We start from the raw sequence: 17,410 nt of genomic DNA on the forward strand, positions 1-17,410 counted from the left end.
CGGCCAGAAGGCCGGGGTTTCCCGGAGGCATTCTGATGAAAGGGCTTGAAAATGCGATCCGGAATCTGAACAGCCTTGACCGACAGATGGTTCCCCGGGCCAGTATCTGGGCTGTGAATCGCGTGGCGCAGAAAGCTGTTTCAGTGGCAACCCGTAAGGTGGCGCGGGAGACTGTCGCCGGAGATAACCAGGTAAGAGGACTTCCGCTGAAGCTGGTTCGCCAGAGGGTGAGGTTATTTAAAGCCGGTACAGACGGTAAACGCTCTGCCCGGATACGGATTAACCGGGGAAACCTTCCCGCCATAAAGTTGGGCGCTGCACAGGTCAGGATGAGCAAACGGAGGGGCAAACTGCTGTATCGTGGAAGTGTGCTGAAAATCGGGCCATATCTGTTCCGGGATGCCTTTATTCAGCAACTGGCTAACGGACGCTGGCATGTTATGCGACGCGTTAACGGGAAAAACCGTTATCCAATTGATGTAGTGAAAATTCCTCTTTCCGGACCATTGACTCAGGCATTCGAAAGCGCCACACAAAGTTTGATTGACGAGGAAATACCGAAGCAATTGGGGTATGCCCTGAAACAACAACTGAGGCTTTATCTTTCACGATGAGCAAACACACATTAATCCGCCGGGCCGTTCTGGAAAAGCTGGAATCCGTGACTGGCGCACCTGTCACTCTTTTTGATGGACTTCCTGCTTTCGTAGAACAGGAAGATTTACCCGCAATAGCTGTCTGGCTGACAGACGCACAGTATACAGGCCTTATAACCGATGAGGATGACTGGCAGGCTACTCTCCATACGGCAGTTTTTCTGAGGGCTCAGGCTCCTGATACAGAGCTTGATATCTGGATGGAAGAAAAAATCTTTCCTGCGCTGGAAGAGGTTAGTGGTCTGGAGCGCCTTATCGATACCATGACCCCGCTGGGTTATGACTACCAGCGTGACAGCGAAATGGCAACGTGGGGGATGGCAGAAATTACTTACCGGATCACCTATACCAACTGAGGAGGATATGATGGGAACACCAAACCCACTGGTAAAAACGAAAGGCGCCGGAACCACATTCTGGCTGTATACCGGCAGCGGCGATGCGTTTAAAAATCCACTGGCTGATGATGACTGGCTGCGACTGGCAGGTATTAAGGATCTGCAGCCCGGAGAAATGAGTGCAGATGCGGAAGACGATGACTATCTTGATGATGAAAATGCCGACTGGAAAAGCACTACGCAGGGGCAGAAAAGCGTCGGTGACACCACGGCCACGCTGGCCTGGAAACCCGGTGAGACCGGACAGAAAAAACTGGTTGAGCTGTTTGACACCGGCGAAGTTCGCGCCTTCCGTATCAGGTATCCTAACGGGACGGTTGATGTGTTCCGCGGCTGGCTGAGTTCACTGGGTAAAACCGTGACGTCCAAAGAGGTGATGACACGCAGCGTAAAAATCACCGGCGTCGGGCGTCCTTCTCTTGCGGAGGAGGATACACCTGACGTAGTCAGCGTATCCGGCGTGACCGTTGCGCCGGCCAGTGCCACGGTGGCTGCCGGAGCCACCACCACGCTGACATTTACGGTAAAACCTGATAACGCGTCAGATAAAACGCTGCAGGTTGCGACCGCCGATCCGCTGATCGCCACCGTCACGCTGAAGGATAATGTGGCCACGGTTAAAGGCGTGAAGGCGGGCAGCGTGAATATTGTTGGCATCAGCAGTGACGGCAGTCTTGTCGCGGTGGCAGCAGTGACAGTGACGGCGTCATAACCCTCTCTTATCAGTCCGCCCCGGTTCCGGGGCTTCTATGGAAAATCATCATGTTTCTCAATACAGACACCTTTAACTACGGTGGGCATTCCATCGTGCTCAGTGAGCTTTCTGCCCTGCAACGTGTGGATTATCTGAAGTTTATTCAGCAGCGGACGGCAGACTATGACGCACAGCCTGAAACCCTGACGGAAGCAGAGCGTCAGACAGAATTTATGCAGATGGGGGTGGATATTAATGCATGGCTGGTATCCCGCTCCCTGTGTGAAAGCAAAAAAGAGGAGGAGGCCCGCGCCCTGTATGAGTCCGTCAGACTGGAATGGTCTTATGAGGCGCTGGGACGTGGCGCTGATATGGTTCTGTCCCTGAGTGGTATGCGTCTTCCGGCATCGCAGGAAGACGACAGCGGGAGTGAAAAGGACACGACCACGCCGGAAAAGTCCTGAACCGGGAGCTGGCGTTTGTGATGCGGCTCGCGCGTGAGTTCCGGCGACCAGACTGGCGGCAGATGCTGGCGGAAATGAGTGCGACAGAGCTGGGTGAGTGGGCGGAGCATTTCGGGAAGAACAGCTTCAGTGACATGTTGCTGGATGCGGAGTTTGCAACGCTGAAATCGCTGATTTCCGGACTGGTTACAGGCACGCATCACGATGCAGAAATGTTCAGCCTGATCACTGATCCTGAGTCGTTGCACGAAAAAACGGATGATGAACTGATGATCCTGGGCGAAGGTATTACCGGAGGTGTCCGCTATGGACCAGATAGCGAACCTGGTCATTGATTTAAGTATCGACAGCGCAGAGTTCCGAAACGAAGTTCCGCGCATTAAAAAATTGCTGAACGATGCGGCTGGTGACTCAGAACGTTCAGCGGCCCGGATGCAGCGTTTTCTGGATAAGCAGACGGAGGCGACGCGCCGGACGTCCGCCAGTCTGGAGCAAGTGACTGCCAGCAGTACCGCGTACAGTTCCGCTGTGGAGAAAAGCGCAGCGGCCAGTACGCGTCTGGCGGCGGATGTGGATCAGACGCGACAGCGGGTGGAGGCACTGGGAAGGAAACTGCGTGAGGAACAGGCGCAGTCAGCGGCTGTGGCGGCAGCACAGGACAGGACAAGTGCTGCTTTTTACCGCCAGATTGACAGTGTAAAACAGTTAAGCGGTGGTCTGCAGGAGCTGCAGCGTATCCAGGCGCAGGTACGACAGGCGAAAGGACGCGGAGATATCTCACAGGGCGATTATCTGGCGCTGGTGTCTGAAACCGCCAGGAAGACCCGTGAGCTTACCGATGCCGAAGCGCTGGCCACGCAGAAAAAAGCACAGTTTATACGCCGCCTGAAAGAGCAGACGACGGTACAGGGCCTCTCCCGTACCGAGCTGCTGCGGGTGAAGGCGGCTGAACTGGGTGTCAGTAGCGCCGCAGATATTTATATCCGTAAACTGGAGCGTACCGGAACTGCCACCCATACGCTAGGACTGAAAAGCGCTGCTGCCCGTCGTGAACTGGGCGTGCTGGCTGGTGAGCTGGCCCGTGGGAATTTCGGGGCACTGCGGGGAAGTGGTATTACGCTCGCTAACCGCGCCGGGTGGATCGAGCAACTGATGTCTCCGAAGGGCATGATGCTCGGCGGGCTGGCTGGCGGCGTGGCTGCTGCTGTTTACGGGCTGGGCAAGGCCTACTATGAAGGCGCTAAGGAAAGCGAGACGTTCAATAAACAGCTTATTCTGACCGGGAGTTATGCCGGAAAAACCACAGGCCAGCTTAATGCGATGGCGAAGTCGCTCGCCGGAAATGGCGTCACGCAGCACGACGCTGCAGGCGTGCTGGCACAGGTGGTCGGTAGCGGAGCGTTTACCGGGCAGGCAGTGGCAATGGTATCCCGTACCGCGACCAGAATGCAGGAAAACGTTGGACAATCAGTGGATGAAACCATCCGCCAGTTTAAACGCCTGCGGGATGATCCGGTGAATGCGGCGAAAGAACTGGACAGGACACTGCATTTTCTGACCTCCACCCAGCTTGAACAAATCAGGGTACTGGGCGAGCAGGGAAGAGTGGCTGATGCCGCGAAAATTGCCATGTCCGCGTATTCGGAAGAAATGAATAAGCGGATGGGAGACGTACACGACAATCTGGGCTGGATTGAAAGAGCATGGAATGCTGTCGGTGATGCGGCGAAGTGGGCATGGGATCGGATGCTGGATATCGGGCGGGAAGATACGCTCGATGAAAAGATCGCGACACTGCAGGAAAAAATCGCGCGCGGCAGAAAAACGCCCTGGACGGTGTCTTCCTCCCAGACTGAATACGATCAGCAGCAGCTGAACGAACTTAAGGAACAGAAACGCCAGAAGGACCTGCTGGATGCGAAGGCGCAGGCAGAGCGTAATTATCAGGAAACGCAGAAACGTCGGAACGAGCAGAATGCCGCGCTGAACCGGGATAATGAAACTGAATCCCTGCGGCACCAACGGGAGGTGGCGCGCATTACCGCCATGCAGTATGCCGATGCTGCTGTACGCAATGCCGCACTGGAGCGCGAAAATGAACGTCATAAAAAGGCGTTGTCACAACAGGCGAAAAAGCCAAAGACTTACCACAACGACGAGGCCAGGCGACTGCTTTTGCAGTACAGCCAGCAACAGGCGCAGACTGAAGGGCAGCTTGCCGCCGCGAAGCTTTCCACGACCGAAAAAATGACGGAAGCGCATAAGCAGCTTTTGTCATTTCAGCAGCGCATCGCTGATTTGTCCGGTAAAAAACTGACGGCGGATGAACAAAGCGTACTGGCACATAAGGATGAAATCGCGCTTGCGCTACAGAAGCTGGATATCTCACAACAGGATTTGCAACACCAGAATGCCCTTAATGAACTGAAGAAAAAGACGCTCACATTGACCAGCCAGCTCGCTGACGAAGAATCCCGCGTCAGGCAACAGCACGCAATGGCGCTGGCCACAATGGGTATGGGCGATCAGCAACGTGGCCGATACGAAGAGCGTCTGAAAATTCAGCAGCACTACCAGGAACAACTGGAGCAGCTTAAACGCGACAGCAAGGCAAAAGGGACATACGGTTCTGACGAATATCGTCAGGCGGAGCAGGCGCTGAAGGGCAGTCTCGATCGCCGGCTGGCTGAGTGGGCGGATTACAATGCGAAAGTTGACGCTGCGCAGGGAGACTGGACGCTGGGGGCGTCGCGGGCGCTGGATAACTTTCTGGCGCAGGGCGGCAATGTGGCAGGCATGACGGAGAACGTTTTCACAAACGCATTTAACGGCATGGCGGACAGTATCGCGAATTTTGCCGTGACCGGAAAGGGCAGTTTCCGGAGCCTGACGGTCTCCATCCTGGCTGACCTTGCAAAAATGGAGGCACGTATTGCGGCTTCTAAACTGTTGGGTTCAGTGCTGGCAATGTTCGGCTTTGGCACATCGGCAGGCGGCAGTACACCATCAGGGGCATACAGTTCTGCGGCGCTGTCGGTTATTCCGAATGCGGACGGCGGCGTGTACCGTTCGGCAGGACTCAGCCAGTACAGCGGCAGCATTGTTAATCGCCCGACATTTTTTGCTTTTGCCAAAGGTGCCGGGGTGATGGGCGAGGCAGGACCGGAGGCAATATTACCACTTCGTCGTGGTGCTGACGGTAAGCTGGGTGTCGTGGCAGCCGGTTCAGGAGGGATGGCGATGTTTGCGCCTGAGTACAACATTGAAATCCACAACGACGCCGGCAACGGACAGATTGGTCCGCAGGCATTACAGGCCGTATATAACATTGGAAAAAAAGCCGCCATTGATTTCTGGCAACAGCAGTCGCGTGACGGGGGTATTGCTGGAGGAGGGCGATAACAATGGAAACATTTAACTGGAAGATCCGCCCTGATATGACAGTGGAATCAGAACCAAAAGTCACCTCCATAAAACTGGGTGACGGGTATGAACAACGGCGTCCAGCCGGGCTGAACAACCATCTGGCGAAGTATAACGTAACGGTCCGGATTCGTAAGGGAGAACATCAGAATCTTGAGGCATTTTTATCCCGCCACGGTGGAGTGAAATCCTTTCTCTGGACACCGCCTTATACCTGGACACAAATTCGGGTGATTTGCCGCAAATGGTCGATTAGCGTTGGCTCTCTTTGGGTGACTGTGACCACGACTTTTGAACAGGTTGTTATCTGAGGAGGAGTGATGCAGGACATTTCGCAGGATACGCTGAACGAAGCCGCTAAACTGGCGCAGTCCGCCAGGATCACTTTGTGGGAAATCGATCTGACACAGTCTGGCGGTGATCGTTATTTTTTTTGTAACGAGGCGAATGAAAAGGGGGAGGCGGTTACCTGGCAGGGACAGAAATATGATGTTTATCCTGTAGAGGGTAGCGGATTTGAAATGAACGGCAAAGGCGCAGCTGCGCGCCCGTCACTGAAGGTATCCAATCTTTACGGTATGGTGACCGGAATGGTGGAGGATTTGCATAGCCTGGTTGGAGCGACGGTCATCCGCAGGATAGTGTATGCCCGGTTTCTCGATGCCGTTAATTTTCAAAGCGGCAACCAGGAGGCCGACCCGGAGCAGGAGTCTGTAAGCCGCTGGGTGATCGAGCAGTGCAGTGATCTGACGGCGGTAAGTGCGACATTTGTCCTGGCAACACCGACTGAAACAGACGGATGTGTCTTCCCCGGGAGGATTATGCTGGCCAATACCTGTACATGGATATACCGCTCTGACGAATGCGGCTATACGGGACCAGCTGTCGCGGATGAATTTGATAACCCTACCGCCGATCCGGCAAAAGATGCCTGCAGCCGCTGCGCCCGGGGATGCGCCCTGCGTAACAATACCGGAAACTTTGGCGGTTTCCTCTCCATTAATAAACTTTCACAGTAAATCTTCATGAAAGAACAGGATATTCTGGCGCACGCCCGACGGTGTGCGCCTGCGGAGTCGTGTGGCTTCGTGGTGAGAACACAGGCGGGAGAACGGTATCTCCCCTGTGTGAATATTTCTGCCGCGCCGGAGGATTATTTCCGTATGGCGCCGGAGGACTGGCTGAGGGCTGAAACGCAGGGGGATATTGTGGCGCTGGTTCACAGCCATCCTGGCGGCCAGCCGTATCTGAGCGATGTGGACCGCAGGCTGCAGGTTCAAAGCGACCTGCCGTGGTGGCTGGTATGCGCCGACCAGGTACATAAATTCCGCTGTGTGCCACACCTGACCGGACGACAGTTTAAACATGGGGTTTTTGACTGTTACACGCTGTTCCGTGATGCCTATCATCTGGCGGGGATTGATATGCCGGATTTTCACCGGGACGACGACTGGTGGCGGCATGGTGACAATCTCTATCTGGATAATCTGGAGACGACGGGATTTTACCGTGTCAGCGCAGCCAGTGCGCAGCCCGGCGACGTGCTGATTTGCTGCTTTGGCTCCTCCGTTCCGAACCACGCAGCGATTTACTGCGGCGACGGAGAGCTGCTGCACCATATTCCTGAACAACTGAGTAAACGTGAGAGGTATACCGACAAATGGCAACGACGCACGCACTCCATCTGGCGACACCGGGCATGGCGCGAATTTGCCTTTACGGGGATCTGCAACGATTTTGCCGCCGCGTCAGCCTGCAGGTAGCCAGTGGTGCTGAAGCTGTCCGGGCACTGGCGGTACAGTTGCCCGGTCTCCGGCAGAAACTGAACGACGGCTGGTATCAGGTACGCATAGCCGGAGACGATGTTACGGCTGATACCCTGACAACCAGCCTGCATGACCCGCTGCCGCCTGGCGCGGTGATTCATATTGTGCCGCGTCTGGCCGGGGCCAAATCTGGCGGGGTGTTTCAGGCGGTGCTTGGTGCGGCGCTGATTGCCGTTGCCTGGTGGAACCCGGCAGGCTGGCTGGGAGCGGCGGCGGTATCCGGCATGTATATGACCGGGGCGTCGATGATTCTGGGCGGTATGGCGCAGATGCTGGCACCAAAACCCAAAATGTCCGAAATGAGGCAGACCGATAACGGCAGGCAGAACACGTATTTCTCGTCGCTGGATAATATGGTTGCCAACGGTAACATGTTGCCGGTGCTGTACGGCGAGATGCAGGTGGGGTCACGCGTGATTTCCCAGGAAGTCAGTACCGCTGATGAAGGAGATGCTGGTCAGGTTGTGGTGATTGGCCGCTGACAACAGAACAGATTCAGACAGAACCGCCTCCGGGCGGTTTTGTCGTTTTACGGGGTAATAAATGGGAAAGGGCGGCGGAAAAGGGCATACGCCCCGCGAGGCACCGGATAACCTTAAATCCACGCAGCTGCTGAGCGTCATCGATGCCATCAGCGAGGGACCGATAGAAGGCCCGGTGAACGGTCTGCACAGTGTTCTGGTAAACCAGACGCCGGTGGTGGACCGCGACGGTAACACGAATATCCACGGCGTGAAGGTGGTATACCGCGTCGGTGAGCAGGAACAGACCCCGCTGGAGGGATTTGAATCGTCCGGCGCCGAGACGGTGCTTGGTGTACAGGTCAAATACGACAATCCGGTGACCAGAACCATCACGGCTGCAAATATTGACCGCCTGCGTTTTACGTTCGGCGTGCAGTCACTGGTGGAGGCCAACAGCAAGGGCGACCGCAATCCGACATCGGTCAGGCTGCAAATCCATCTTGAGCGCTATGGTCAGTGGGTGGTGGAAAAAGAGATTACGATTACCGGGAAAACAACCACACAGTATCTGGCCTCGGTGATAGTGGATAATCTCCCTCCCCGGCCATTTGGTATCCGGATGGTACGAGTGACGGCAGACAGTACCACTGACCAGTTACAGAACAACACGGTCTGGTCGTCGTATACCGAGATTATTGATGTCCGGCAGCGCTATCCCAACACCGCCGTAATTGGCCTGCAGGTGGAGTCTGAGCAGTTCGGCAGCCAGCAGGTGACGCGAAATTACCATTTTTTCGGGCGGATTATTCATGTGCCGTCGAATTACGATCCGGTAGCGCGAACCTACAGCGGCATCTGGGACGGCACGTTCAAGCCTGCATACAGCAATAATCCGGCGTGGTGTCTCTGGGATGTGCTGACACATCCCCGTTATGGCATGGGACAGCGAATCGGCGCGGCGGACGTGGACAGGTGGGCGCTGTATGCAATAGGCCAGTACTGCGACCAGATGGTCCCTGACGGATTCGGCGGGACAGAGCCGCGTATGACCTTTAATGCGTATCTGGCACAGCAGCGTAAGGCGTGGGATGTGCTGACCGACTTCTGCTCCGCCATGCGTTGTATGCCGGTGTGGAACGGGCAGATGATGACCTTCGTGCAGGACAGGCCCTCGGATACAGTCTGGACCTATACCCGCAGCAATGTGGTAATGCCGGATGAGGGCACACCGTTCCGTTACAGCTTCAGTGCGCGGAAGGACCGCCATAATGCGGTAGAGGTGAACTGGATCGACCCTGATAATGGCTGGCAGACATCCACGGAACTGGTGGAAGACACGGTCGCCATCAGTCACTACGGACGCAATCTGGTAAAAATGGATGCGTTTGGCTGTACCAGTCGCGGGCAGGCGCACCGCGCCGGGCTGTGGCTGATAAAAACGGAGCTGCTGGAAACCCAGACGGTTGATTTTAGTGTGGGTGCGGAGGGGCTGCGCCACGTTCCCGGTGATGTGATTGAGGTTTGCGACGAGGATTATGCCGGCATCAGCCTGGGCGGGCGGATTCTGTCCGTTGACCGCGCCCGCCGCATTCTGACCCTTGACAGGGAGATTACCCTGCCGTCGTCCGGCACCACGCTGATAAGCCTGATGGATGGCGAAGGCTTGCCGGTCAGCGTGGACGTGCAGTCTGTTACCGACGGTGTGCAGGTTCAGGTCAGCCGGATACCGGACGGCGTGGCGGAATACAGCGTCTGGGGGCTGAAACTGCCGTCGCTGCGCCAGCGTCTCTTCCGGTGTGTGGCTGTCCGGGAAAACGACGACGGAACGTATGCCATCACCGCCGTACAGCATGTGCCGGAAAAAGAGTCCATCGTGGACAACGGGGCATCATTCGATCCGCAACCCGGAACGATTCACGGCACCGTTCCCCCGGCGATACAGCATCTGACCACAGAAATTCTGGCGGAGGAGGGACAGTATCAGGTACTGGCGCGCTGGGACACACCGCGAGTCGTTAAGGGCGCCTCGTTTTCTTTGCGCCTGAACGTGGCGGCGGAAGATGGCAGTGACCGGCTGGTAAGCAGCGCAGGAACGCCGGATACGCAGTACCGGTTCCGGGGGCTGACGCCGGGGCGCTACACCCTGTCCGTCAGGGCGGTGAACAGCCAGGGACAACAGGGAGACCCGGCCAGCACACAGTTCAGCATCTCCGCGCCGGCGGCACCATCATTTATCGAACTCACCCCTGGCTATTTCCAGATTACAGCCACACCGCGTCAGGCGGTATACGACCCGACGGTGCAGTATGAGTTCTGGTTTTCAGACGCGCAGATTACGGATATCCATCAGGTGGAAAACGCCGCACGATATCTGGGAAAGGCGCTGTACTGGATAGCGGCCAGTGTGAATATCAGGCCCGGCAGGGATTACTATTTTTATATCCGGGCGGTAAATCAGGTCGGTAAATCCGCATTCGTGGAGGCGACCGGGCAGGCCAGCAACGATGCCGCAGGCTATCTGGATTTTTTCAAAGGGCAGATAACTGAAAGTCACCTGGGTAAGGAACTGCTGGAGAAGGTGGAACTGACGGAGGATAACGCCAGCAAACTGCAGCAGTTTTCGAAGGAGTGGCAGGATGCTAACGATAAATGGAACGCCATGTGGGGCATCAAAATAGAGCAGACCAAAGACGGCAAATATTATGTGGCCGGACTTGGACTGAGCATGGAAGACATGCCTGACGGGAAGATAAGCCAGTTCCTGGTGGCGGCGGATCGCATTGCTTATATTAACCCGGCAAACGGAAACGAGACGCCCGGATTCGTCATGCAGGGCGACCAGATAATCATGAATGAGGCGTTCCTGAAATATCTGAGCGCGCCGACCATTACCAGTGGCGGGAATCCTCCGGCATTTTCCCTGACGCCGGATGGAAAGCTGACTGCGAAAAATGCGGATATCAGCGGGCATATCAACGCTGTATCTGGCTCGTTTACGGGAGAAATCAATGCCACCTCCGGTAAGTTTTCTGGCGTGATAGAAGCGAGAGAGTTTGTCGGTGATATCTGCGGCTCAAAAGTCATGCAGGGCGTGAGCATCAGGGCGACGAACGACGAACGCAGCACCTCAACACGGTATACCGACAGCGCCACCTATCAGATAGGGAAAACCATCACGGTGATGGCTAACTGTGAGCGTAACGGTGGCTCCGGTGCCATCACCGTCACGATAAATATTAACGGACAGGTGAAAACGGCGGAGGTTATGCCGTATACCGCAGGGATTCCGGCCATGTATCAGACCGTTGTCTTTTCGGTCTACACCACTTCACCTGTCGTGGATATCAGCGTCTCTCTGAGGGTCCGTGGGCAGTACACCACTGAAGCTTCTGTCTGGCCGCTGGTGATGGTTTCCCGTTCTGGGAGCAACTTCACAAACTGACCGGATTTCCGGTCCCTTTCGTTTAACAAGGAACAGATATGACTATGTCGCGCGTAATTTCTCTGGCGGCAGGGCTTTCCCTGTCCGTTTTATTTTCCACTGCTGCCGTTGCCGATAACGGAAGAGGAAGCGGCAACAGCAATATTGAAAACCAGACCCGGATTTATACCGGCACCGACCGTGGGCAGAAACAGCACCGTGAGGCAAAGGGAAAAACAATCACGCGGAGCGTCCAGTGTTCTCTGCCGGCATATTTACGTGACCCGGATAATCAGTGCTGAGATGTGAATAAATCTGAAGCCTGCCTGCGGGCGGGTTTTTTTATGGAGGTAATATGCCAGTACTTATTTCCGGCGTACTGAAAGATGGTACGGGAACGCCGATACAGAACTGCACCATTCAGCTGAAAGCCAGCCGGACCAGTACGACGGTGGTCGTGAATACGGTGGCATCGGAAAATCCGGATGACGCCGGGCGCTACAGCATGGATGTGGAGCAGGGGCAGTACACTGTCACGCTCCTGGTGGAAGGATATCCCCCGTCACATGCCGGAGTTATTACGGTCTACGATGATTCAAAGCCGGGCACCCTGAATGATTTTCTGGGGGCCATGACGGAAGACGACGTCCGCCCGGAGGCGCTGCGGCGTTTTGAGGCGATGGTGGAAGAAGTTGCCCGCCAGGCATCGGAGGCATCGCGGAATGCCACTGTCGCAGGGCAGGCATCTGAACAGGCGCAGACATCAGCAGGTCAGGCGGCGGAAAGCGCCACGGCAGCAGTGAATGCAGCCGGAGCGGCAGAAGCATCAGCCACACAGGCAGCCTCATCCGCAGCGTCTGCGGAGAGCAGCGCAGGTACGGCGACCACAAAAGCTGGGGAGGCATCAGCTAGCGCGGCGTCGGCTGACACAGCCAGAACGGCGGCAGCCGCATCGGCAGCCGCAGCGAAAACATCTGAAGCGAATGCAGATGTCTCCCGTACTGCCGCCGGCGATTCAGCTGCTGCCGCAGCCGCCAGCGCGACGGCGGCGCAGACATCAGCAGCGCGCGCCGGAGCATCCGAAACCGCCGCGAAGACGTCAGAAACGCAGGCGGCTTCCAGTGCCGGTGATGCAGGTGCGTCAGTCACTGCGGCGGCAGCGTCGGAAAAGGCGGCAGCCGCATCGGCAGCCGCAGCGAAAACATCTGAGACAAACGCAGCAACGTCAGCAAGTACAGCAGCGGCCAGCGCAACAGCCGCCTCGTCATCAGCATCGGAGGCATCCACCCACGCCGCCGCATCTGATACCAGCGCATCACTGGCGGCGCAAAGCAGTACTGCTGCCGGAGCAGCAGCCACCAGAGCAGAAGATGCCGCAAAACGGGCAGAAGACATTGCGGACGTGATTTCCCTGGAAGATGCCAGCCTGACGAAAAAAGGTATCGTTAAGTTAAGCAGCGCCACGGACAGTGACAGCGAAGCGCTGGCAGCCACGCCAAAGGCGGTCAAAGCTGTCATGATTGAGGCACAGACCAAAGCGCCGCTGGACAGTCCGGCACTGACCGGTACGCCAACGGCACCAACGCCGGAAACCACAGCTGCAGGTATTGAAATTGCCACAGCAGCGTTTGTTGCGGCGAAAGTGGCACAGTTGGTTGGTTCTGCGCCGGAAGCGCTGGACACCCTGCAGGAACTGGCTGACGCGTTGGGAAACGATCCGAACTTTGCCACCACAGTACTGAATAAACTGGCGGGCAAGCAGCCGCTGGACGAAACCCTGACGGCGTTGTCAGGAAAAAGCGTTGACGGTCTTATCGAATACGTTGGTTTAAGAGAAACCATAAGTCGTGCCACTGGCGCCATGCAAAAAGACCAGAACTTGAATGATGTGCCAGATAAAGCGCTGGCCCGTCAGTCCCTCCAACTTGGCAACAGCGCTACACTCAACGTCGGCACTACGCTAGGCACTGTAGCCGCTGGTGACGACATCCGTATTTCCTCCGCCAAAAGAGCTATAGACGACACCCAGACCGGTCTTGCTGAACAGCCTGTTATGTGGATAAGCTCCGCCGATGATTTGAGTAACCTGCCATCTGGCGCACGCCGGTTTGCCAGCAATAAAGCTCCGGCAACAATATTGCCGGTAAACGATTATGTTTTCCTGGAAGTGATTGCCAAGCGCGATTGTGCAAACGGTTGTGTCGTTCAGATAACAGACTCAGCCGGTAATACCTGGACTGGCATACGCTATGACGCAACCAATGGTTCCAGTTTTACCTGGCGCCCCCTGATGTCGTGTCCGCCCGGCGTTCCCCTTCCGTGGCCGTCTGACACCATCCCTGCCGGTTACGCCCTGATGCAGGGGCAAACATTTGATAAATCTGCTTACCCGTTATTGGCTGTAGCGTATCCGTCCGGCATTATCCCTGACATGCGAGGCTGGACAATAAAGGGTAAGCCCATCAGTGGACGTGCTGTACTGTCGCAAGAAATGGACGGCAACAAATCGCACTCGCACACCGCGCGGGCGCAGGATACTGACTTAGGGACAAAATCTACCTCATCCTTTGATTACGGCACGAAATCGACCAATACCACGGGCAATCATACTCACCAGTTCGGCGGTTATATCAATTCATACTGGGGAGATTCCAATCACACCTCATTTCAGCCTGGAGGTGGTGCATGGACACAGGCCGCTGGCGACCATGCGCATACAGTTTATATCGGAGGACACGAGCACACCATGTATATCGGTCCACACGGTCACGTCGTTATTGTGGACGCAGACGGTAATGCGGAAACCACGGTTAAAAATATTGCATTTAACTACATAGTGAGGCTGGCATAATGACTTTTAAAATGAGCGAACAGGCGCAGACAATTAAAATTTTCAATCTGCGTTCAGATACTAACGAATTTATTGGTGCAGGTGATGCGTATATTCCGCCGCACACAGGACTACCGGCAAACTGTACTGATATCGCCCCTCCTGATATTCCCGCCAGTCATATTGCTATATTTGACGCTGAAACCCAGACATGGAGTTTGCATGAGGATCACCGCGGCGAGATGGTTTACGACACAACAACCGGCAATCAGGTTTATATCTCCGCTCCTGGTCCGTTGCCCGAAAATGTCACATCAGTTTCACCAGGTGGTGAATACCAGAAATGGGATAGTAAGGCTAAGGTCTGGGTAAAAGACGAAGCGGCTGAAAAAGCAGCGCAGCTTCGTCAGGCGGAAGAAACCAAAAACAGGCTCCTGCAAATAGCATCTGAAAAAATCGCGCCGTTACAGGATGCTGTTGATCTTGATATCGCAACAGATGATGAGAAAGCGCAGCTCGACGAATGGAAAAAATACAGGATACTGGTTAACCGGGTGGATACCACAAATCCTGACTGGCCGGAAGTGCCTGTAAACCAGTAATATGACGTTGTGAAAAAACAGGCTGGCATTAATAAAATACACCAGCCTGAAGTAATATTCAGTTCAGGAGGAACTGATGAAGCATAATAACCAGATATACCATCAGTACTGATATGGTTGTTACAGCCTTCTGTAAAAAATTAACAACCACAAATCTGACACCACTCTGGTGGTTTTTCTATATCTGGTGGCCAGTTGTCACCCAGGGGGGACGAATAAATGGGGCGGGTATTGGCGGCAGTCCACTGGAGGCGGATTTTGTATTATCTGGTGGGGGTTTTGTATCACTGGCGGCCATCGCCGATGCCGAAAAGGCTGTAGCCGACAACACCAGAAGCAATGGGAAAAATATACGATGTCTCATAATATCACCCGTGAATATTCAGACTATCCTTACTGTTGACTTCCTTCATTTCCAGCATAGTTCACGCTTCATCGTCATTGAATAAACAATTAAGTTTGTTGAGCGAAAATTTACTTAAAGAAAAAATAATAAGCATCGATATTTTTCTTTTTTGCAGGTTTTCAACGCATGCCCGAATAAACGTGCGCAGATGGTGAAAAATCTGGTTGGCCATAAAAAGGTTTAAAGATAAATGCAAGTGCTTATCTGTTGCGATATCAATTAAATTAATCTTGTTTTTTTATTCATACCCTTGCCAAACAGATATGTAGCAAGAAAATATGATACTAAGTAAAGTTGGCATGTAGTCTAGAGTTAGGGGTAGTATATATTCTTAACTCCAATAGGACTGCTCTATATATAAATATATTAATTGCATATTTTATTTTTAAAGTCAACGATTTCTATGAATCACACGTTAAATATCACACTCCATTTTTAGGCTTATATTTATCCCAACCAACTAATGAAAAAACATCTTCGTGTGAAATAGCCTCACCATTAAGAAAAAATTTAACATTTTGTTTTACCAGATCATCATGTCGATTCCGATATACCCATCTTAGCTCATGTGCTGTAATAGAATTACCATGCTTTCCTGTTTTATTTGCGATATCACTTATAGCATCAACTAAATTGTCAATGACAAAAATAACTGACCGTTCCCTTAATCGTGTTTGGAATTCAAGACCGGCTTTACTTGTTTTTATCCAGCACTCCTCATTGGATAAGTCTGAATATTTATCTTCGGTAATATTGTATTTTTTATGTTGAGATAAAAATTCTCTAAAAAAAGTCCCTCTCTGAACATCATTCAATCTTTCTGCTATCTTCTCATCTTTATTAAACACGGCTCTATTCTTCCTGTCCCAGACCGCATCTGTTAATGTATTTTGAATAATAATATCTTTTTTTGAAAAATAATATAACGAATTAACTAAAGTATTTACTCGATCTCTTGCCTTACATAAACCATAAACCACATCTCCAGGCTGAAAACTTAACGCATCTCCTGCAGGTTTGTTACTAAAGGTAATATCACTCCTGGTAAGAAATTCAGGATTAAGCTTAACATAACCATCGGTACTAATATCTATATGTGCAGGCAGATTGCAGGTTGGTATTTCCCATACAATAGGGGTCCTTGAGGATAAATTGATAGACTTTAAATTAACAGGAAGCTTAACTGGAAGTTTAATATTATCACAAAAGTTGATACTTAATTTTTTTAGCTTATCAGGCAAAATATCATCTATAACAGTACCGGGAACTGTTTGTATAAGTTCAATACTTAGTTCTTTTAACCCCTCAGGTAACATTTTCATTAATGGCAAGAAAGGGCAATTTTGTAAGTCTAATTTATCTAATTTATATGGTAACTCAGCACATAATATTTCAGGGAAATTTTGCAATGACAAAGAAGATAGATGCGGAGGAAGGGGAGGCAAAAATTTACCATAGCACGCAGTAAAACTCTTTAATCCATAAGGTAATGCGGGGAAAGTATAATTTTCTTCATATGCCTGCATATCTATAGATAGTGACTCTAAGCTATCTGGGAAATATGAAATTTTAATGGTCTGATTTCCAGATATAGTTAAACTTTTTAACCCATCAGGAAGATTTGGAATAGACTCCAGTGTATAGCATGAAGATAAATTCAACTCGGATAAATTATCAGGAAATACCGGAATAGAGGTAACATGATGAGCAGTAATTGATAAGCTCCCGGTATGATTTGCTTCTATTATTTTGTCGTAAATACTATTACGCTCCTCCTTCTCAATATCTGGGGATTCTATTCTCCATTTATTTAATAACTCAAGGTTTGATGTCGCCTCGTTACTTGTATATGCATATTGCAATATGGCTGGTTGGAATCCTATTTTCATGCGCTTTTTCAATCTATATGTCAATACCAAGCTATCATTATTACATTTATTTTCATTCAGGCAAGATTTAGAACCTAGCCTAATACCGATCGTTTAAGAAGCTGTTAGCCGATTCAGCAACATGGAGAATTTGAAGACAATCCGGTGGGATGGATTACCGCAGTCACGTTGTCTGCAAGAACGTGACTGCGGTAGGCCGGCTGCTGTTTAGTCAGGACTGACTGTAACCGTGTTTATAGGTTTATAGATCGTATAGACCTCTATTGTGATGTAACGTCGTATGTTGATCAGCAGATCGTATGCTGACGATTTCAAAAGTACATAATTAAGTACATTT

The 17,410-nt window shown here is 52.6% G+C and carries 16 protein-coding genes and 1 pseudogene; 16 read left to right on the forward strand and 1 reads right to left on the reverse strand.

The genetic code is table 11. The features are described from left to right. The first annotated feature begins 35 nt into the window (after positions 1 to 35). From NAZ64_RS15555 to NAZ64_RS15630, 16 genes and pseudogenes are all read left to right on the forward strand, one after another. Positions 36 to 614 (forward strand): phage tail protein, encoded by a 579-nt coding sequence (locus NAZ64_RS15555; RefSeq protein WP_000677089.1) that lies wholly within the window; start codon positions 36 to 38, stop codon positions 612 to 614. Beyond that, entirely contained in the window at positions 611 to 1,012 is a 402-nt protein-coding gene (locus NAZ64_RS15560; RefSeq protein WP_483640980.1) for a phage minor tail U family protein, read from the forward strand. The genes NAZ64_RS15555 and NAZ64_RS15560 overlap by 4 nt, the downstream gene beginning before the upstream one ends. Before the next feature lie 7 nt (positions 1,013 to 1,019). Next, the gene (locus NAZ64_RS15565; protein WP_000971954.1) at positions 1,020 to 1,766 is read left to right on the forward strand and encodes a phage tail tube protein; all 747 of its coding nucleotides are present in this window, start codon (positions 1,020 to 1,022) and stop codon (positions 1,764 to 1,766) included. Positions 1,767 to 1,816: 50 nt separating this feature from the next. After that, a complete protein-coding gene (gene gpG, locus NAZ64_RS15570) occupies positions 1,817 to 2,212 on the forward strand; it encodes a phage tail assembly chaperone G (RefSeq protein ID WP_000479607.1) in 396 nt (131 codons plus the stop codon). After that, on the forward strand, positions 2,209 to 2,547 hold the full coding sequence (locus tag NAZ64_RS15575; RefSeq protein ID WP_010989052.1) for a phage tail assembly protein T: 339 nt from the start codon (positions 2,209 to 2,211) through the stop codon (positions 2,545 to 2,547). Before gpG ends, NAZ64_RS15575 begins: the two co-directional genes overlap by 4 nt. Then, positions 2,519 to 5,614, forward strand: coding sequence for a phage tail tape measure protein (locus NAZ64_RS15580; protein ID WP_000372075.1), 3,096 nt, complete (start codon positions 2,519 to 2,521; stop codon positions 5,612 to 5,614). Before NAZ64_RS15575 ends, NAZ64_RS15580 begins: the two co-directional genes overlap by 29 nt. 2 nt (positions 5,615 to 5,616) lie before the next feature. After that, positions 5,617 to 5,946 carry a phage tail protein gene (locus NAZ64_RS15585; RefSeq protein ID WP_000447370.1) on the forward strand — a complete coding sequence of 110 codons (330 nt, stop codon included), beginning with the start codon at positions 5,617 to 5,619 and terminating at the stop codon, positions 5,944 to 5,946. 9 nt (positions 5,947 to 5,955) lie between these two features. Next, on the forward strand, positions 5,956 to 6,654 hold the full coding sequence (locus NAZ64_RS15590; protein ID WP_001152686.1) for a phage minor tail protein L: 699 nt from the start codon (positions 5,956 to 5,958) through the stop codon (positions 6,652 to 6,654). 6 nt (positions 6,655 to 6,660) lie between these two features. Continuing rightward, positions 6,661 to 7,398, forward strand: coding sequence for a C40 family peptidase (locus tag NAZ64_RS15595; RefSeq protein WP_000662738.1), 738 nt, complete (start codon positions 6,661 to 6,663; stop codon positions 7,396 to 7,398). Then, positions 7,296 to 7,943 carry a tail assembly protein gene (locus NAZ64_RS15600; protein WP_483640981.1) on the forward strand — a complete coding sequence of 216 codons (648 nt, stop codon included), beginning with the start codon at positions 7,296 to 7,298 and terminating at the stop codon, positions 7,941 to 7,943. Before NAZ64_RS15595 ends, NAZ64_RS15600 begins: the two co-directional genes overlap by 103 nt. A gap of 61 nt (positions 7,944 to 8,004) precedes the next feature. After that, the gene (gene gpJ, locus NAZ64_RS15605; RefSeq protein ID WP_000514902.1) at positions 8,005 to 11,367 is read left to right on the forward strand and encodes a phage attachment tail tip protein J; all 3,363 of its coding nucleotides are present in this window, start codon (positions 8,005 to 8,007) and stop codon (positions 11,365 to 11,367) included. A 38-nt stretch (positions 11,368 to 11,405) separates the two neighbouring features. After that, complete coding sequence (locus NAZ64_RS15610; protein WP_000178849.1) at positions 11,406 to 11,648, forward strand: hypothetical protein; 243 nt, start codon at positions 11,406 to 11,408, stop codon at positions 11,646 to 11,648. A gap of 53 nt (positions 11,649 to 11,701) precedes the next feature. Further along, entirely contained in the window at positions 11,702 to 14,197 is a 2,496-nt protein-coding gene (locus NAZ64_RS15615; RefSeq protein WP_023193196.1) for a phage tail protein, read from the forward strand. Next, entirely contained in the window at positions 14,197 to 14,778 is a 582-nt protein-coding gene (locus NAZ64_RS15620; RefSeq protein ID WP_000143168.1) for a tail fiber assembly protein, read from the forward strand. Before NAZ64_RS15615 ends, NAZ64_RS15620 begins: the two co-directional genes overlap by 1 nt. Positions 14,779 to 14,891: 113 nt before the next feature. Then, the gene (locus NAZ64_RS15625) at positions 14,892 to 15,227 is read left to right on the forward strand and encodes a hypothetical protein (RefSeq protein WP_483640983.1); all 336 of its coding nucleotides are present in this window, start codon (positions 14,892 to 14,894) and stop codon (positions 15,225 to 15,227) included. Beyond that, positions 15,178 to 15,336, forward strand: a pseudogene (locus NAZ64_RS15630) (hypothetical protein); the annotation flags it as partial. The gene NAZ64_RS15625 and the pseudogene NAZ64_RS15630, both read left to right, overlap by 50 nt. Before the next feature lie 270 nt (positions 15,337 to 15,606). On the opposite strand, the gene gogB reads toward NAZ64_RS15630, so the two are convergent. Beyond that, a complete protein-coding gene (gene gogB, locus NAZ64_RS15635; protein ID WP_010835411.1) occupies positions 15,607 to 17,097 on the reverse strand; it encodes a type III secretion effector GogB in 1,491 nt (496 codons plus the stop codon). Between the last annotated feature and the right edge of the window lie 313 nt (positions 17,098 to 17,410).

The sequence above is a fragment of the Salmonella sp. A1325 genome (assembly GCF_056991255.1).

Coding starts and splice junctions, on each gene's coding strand:
- NAZ64_RS15555 (WP_000677089.1), top strand. CDS start 36: ATGAAAGGGCTTGAAAATGCGATCCGGAATCTGAACAGCCTTGACCGA.
- NAZ64_RS15560 (WP_483640980.1), top strand. CDS start 611: ATGAGCAAACACACATTAATCCGCCGGGCCGTTCTGGAAAAGCTGGAA.
- NAZ64_RS15565 (WP_000971954.1), top strand. CDS start 1,020: ATGATGGGAACACCAAACCCACTGGTAAAAACGAAAGGCGCCGGAACC.
- gpG (WP_000479607.1), top strand. CDS start 1,817: ATGTTTCTCAATACAGACACCTTTAACTACGGTGGGCATTCCATCGTG.
- NAZ64_RS15580 (WP_000372075.1), top strand. CDS start 2,519: ATGGACCAGATAGCGAACCTGGTCATTGATTTAAGTATCGACAGCGCA.
- NAZ64_RS15585 (WP_000447370.1), top strand. CDS start 5,617: ATGGAAACATTTAACTGGAAGATCCGCCCTGATATGACAGTGGAATCA.
- NAZ64_RS15590 (WP_001152686.1), top strand. CDS start 5,956: ATGCAGGACATTTCGCAGGATACGCTGAACGAAGCCGCTAAACTGGCG.
- NAZ64_RS15595 (WP_000662738.1), top strand. CDS start 6,661: ATGAAAGAACAGGATATTCTGGCGCACGCCCGACGGTGTGCGCCTGCG.
- NAZ64_RS15600 (WP_483640981.1), top strand. CDS start 7,296: ATGGCAACGACGCACGCACTCCATCTGGCGACACCGGGCATGGCGCGA.
- gpJ (WP_000514902.1), top strand. CDS start 8,005: ATGGGAAAGGGCGGCGGAAAAGGGCATACGCCCCGCGAGGCACCGGAT.
- NAZ64_RS15610 (WP_000178849.1), top strand. CDS start 11,406: ATGACTATGTCGCGCGTAATTTCTCTGGCGGCAGGGCTTTCCCTGTCC.
- NAZ64_RS15615 (WP_023193196.1), top strand. CDS start 11,702: ATGCCAGTACTTATTTCCGGCGTACTGAAAGATGGTACGGGAACGCCG.
- NAZ64_RS15620 (WP_000143168.1), top strand. CDS start 14,197: ATGACTTTTAAAATGAGCGAACAGGCGCAGACAATTAAAATTTTCAAT.
- NAZ64_RS15625 (WP_483640983.1), top strand. CDS start 14,892: ATGGTTGTTACAGCCTTCTGTAAAAAATTAACAACCACAAATCTGACA.